Raw genomic sequence first — 3,150 nt, forward strand, 5'->3', positions numbered from 1 at the left:
CTTGATAGTGATGGGGTAGCGCCACATGCCCATCAAGCTAAGAAAAGTAAATACCCAAAAAGATAAAATTGGCATCTTCCGGTGAAACTGTAAAATATTTTGTTTTAGGGTTGTTATAAAATTCTTAAGTTGATGGGCATGTGTGGTGAGGCCTATTAGTTTACATTCGGTTATATTAGAAAAACAAAGAGAACTTGTAGTAATTACTACAAGTTCTCTTTGAGATAATGTAAATACAAGGGCAAAACAAACTATCTTAACAGAAATGACAGGGTAAACTATTTAGAAACTGCTTTGACAAATTTATTATATAACAAATATTACCTTTTTTAAGAAAACGCCCGTGAAAGTTATGTGAATTTTTTAACGAATAAGAATAATGTATTGTTCTGTAGCTTTGAATTAAAGTTTGTTACTCCGAGATATGCTAATATATGTTCACCTGTGTTTTTAGGAGAAATAGCCTATTCTTGGTCCATTGGAGAGGTAATGTTATCTTTATATGTATCAATGTAGATATTTCCATTTGCAGCAAGTACAGCATACGTAACATCTTTGCAGCGAAGGTTACGTTTTTTTAGTTCACATTGTAATTCTAACTCCGTCTGATTGTTTTGCCTTAGGTTCTCTGTCATAATTTCTCCATCCATAATTAGCTCGATGGGGAGTTTACACTCTTTTTTTGTTGGTATATTTAAATCTTGTTTTGTAACAGTACGATATTCAGGTTTTTTCAAAACAGATATTTTACCATTTGTTTCAACTACGACATAAAGAACTTCTTCAATGTTAAAAATACCATTCTCTCTTAATTGTTGGTTTAAATAATCTAGAGAATAGCGCATTTTTCGCATATTATTTTCTAAAATTTTTCCGTTTTCAATAATGACTGTTGGATTTCCGGCAAATACTTTTCTGCCTATCCGACTTTTCATGGATATATAACTAACCATTAAAATGATAAATACTAAAATAACAAAAGCGATAACTGCATGATGAGTTTTTACATTTAAATTAAATGCCAAATTTGCAATAATACTTCCGATAGAGATAGCACCAATAAAATCAAAGGTATTCATTTCAGCGATAATTTGCTTTCCTAATATTTTAGCTCCGATAAATAAAATCGAGAAAGATAACAGTGTTCTCAAAATAATCTCTATATGTTCAGACACAATTAGCTCCTCCTTTTGGGATCGCATGTTCGTATTATAACAATTTATATAAGGATAGTATGTATCATTGTAAAAGAATTTATTATGTTCAATAGCATTAAATAGTTCATGTAGATGAATTAATCTCGGTTCTGTTGCCAAGTTGCTCAAAAGATAAAAAGAGAGATGAATGTAAGAGGAAATATAATGATGTTGAATGTTTTGATACAGAGTACATTTTTTGAAATCGAATAAAATATGAATTATCAAAAATAGATTGGATTCCCTTAAAGAATATTAACTAGATAAATATGAACTGATTTCAATTACCGGGATATGTTTTCTATCTACAAAATTCTGTATCACTCTCACCTGTCCAGAAAATCATAACTTTTTAAACCGGTGATTTCTTTGAGGAAAAACAATCATGTACCGACAGATATTAATATTTTAAGAACGTCCCTAAAATATATTTTTGGTGTTTTTAAATTAAATGAGAAGTGAATATGATATGCATTGTTTTCTTATTATCTAAATAAGAGTTTCTTAAATTACTTATATAAAAGCTAATGGACGAGTATTAATACTTATGAAGTAACTTTTATCTGATAAGAAAGGGGCATCAAATTTATGAATAACCTTAATTTCCTTTGTGAACAATTTGCTAAAATTCTTAATGGAAAAAGCAACATAAATCAGGGTGTTTGTTCTGTCTCCTTGCGTCGTAATATTAAAGTGTTTGTTCAAGGACGACCAAGCACCTCAGTGATACCGGTTGGGATATCTTTTGAATCGTTAGATCAAAATGGAAATGCGTTGAACTTTGGAGAAATCGCTATTTTACAAGAAGAAATTCCTTTATTTATGCAATCAATTGTTCAACAAGGGATTATTGTTAGCGCCTTACATAATCATTGGTTATATATGAAGCCATTGATTATGTATATTCATATCCAATCTGTTGAACCACCATTGAGTTTTGCAAAAAAATTGGCAAATTCCTTTTCGGTTTTAAGTAGTTATCCAATTACTGATAACGGGAGCTAATGTTAAGTAGATCCTATTTATTCATTTCCTATATGGTGCTCCCCTCATGCCTCCTTACAGGGAGAATGATAAGGCATTTTTTATTTACCCAATTACCGAGCTCTCAAATGTTTTAAATAGTTACCTATCCCCTAATCACCGAGTATGTTTATTTCTCTAAATCGATGTCCACAATAATAAATAAAGACAAACCTTTTATCCTTAAGATACAAGCTCTTTCTCAAAAGTATCAAACTCGGTGATTAGGATGTTGTGGTATACATATTCTCATCTAATTTTAATCTTTTTTTCATGGGCTTTTCATTTTTTGAAGTTAAAATATAAATCAACAATTAATTTACATAATCGCAGAGAGAAGGGGATGAAAATGTCAAGAAGTCTATTCAATCAAATTTTTCACTTGTCTATAAAAATTATAGGATATTGTATTATTTCATTTAGTGCCACAATATTAGTGTTTAATTTTACGGTAGGAGATCAAACAATATTAAAAGGTCTGAATAAAAATCTTGGTTCTCTGGCAGAATACGGAGCGATTATAGCAGGGTCCTCGTGGTTGTTTCATAATATTTGGTTATATCTCCATAAAAAGAAAATAGCGGTTGCAAAATACATAAAAGAACTTTATATGTTATTAAAGCAATATCATATGTTCATCGGATATGCAGTTCTTTCAGTTGCTACTTGTCATGGAATATATTTTTTAATGGTAGGTAGCCGTCATATGATTCGGATTTATAGTGGAATTTTCACCTTAATAGGATTAGTTCTTGTTGCGATAGTAGGGATTCTATTACACAAACTAAAAGATAAGAAAAAGTATATAGAATATCGAAAAGCTCATCAAATTGTTGCCATTATATTTGGAATTGGATTACTCATTCACCTTAACGTATAAAAAGGTTAAAATGTGCGTGCTTAGGGGTACTGCCCCATCGCTATCAAGCTA

3 protein-coding genes are annotated in these 3,150 nt (G+C 30.6%); 2 read left to right on the plus strand and 1 reads right to left on the minus strand.

Annotation, left to right across the window (positions count from 1 at the left end; genetic code table 11):
• Nucleotides 1-464: 464 nt before the first annotated feature.
• Entirely contained in the window at nucleotides 465-1,175 is a 711-nt protein-coding gene (locus COI75_RS17040; RefSeq protein WP_098448509.1) for a DUF421 domain-containing protein, read from the minus strand.
• Nucleotides 1,176-1,784: 609 nt separating this feature from the next.
• Between COI75_RS17040 and COI75_RS17045 the strand changes: the two genes are divergently transcribed.
• Together COI75_RS17045 and COI75_RS17050 are read left to right on the plus strand one after the other, a co-directional pair.
• On the plus strand, nucleotides 1,785-2,201 hold the full coding sequence (locus COI75_RS17045) for a DUF1259 domain-containing protein (protein ID WP_078205821.1): 417 nt from the start codon (nucleotides 1,785-1,787) through the stop codon (nucleotides 2,199-2,201).
• Nucleotides 2,202-2,568: 367 nt separating this feature from the next.
• On the plus strand, nucleotides 2,569-3,099 hold the full coding sequence (locus tag COI75_RS17050) for a hypothetical protein (RefSeq protein WP_098448510.1): 531 nt from the start codon (nucleotides 2,569-2,571) through the stop codon (nucleotides 3,097-3,099).
• Nucleotides 3,100-3,150: the final 51 nt, after the last annotated feature.

This window comes from Bacillus cereus (genome assembly GCF_002564555.1).
Classification (GTDB): domain Bacteria; phylum Bacillota; class Bacilli; order Bacillales; family Bacillaceae_G; genus Bacillus_A; species Bacillus_A cereus_K.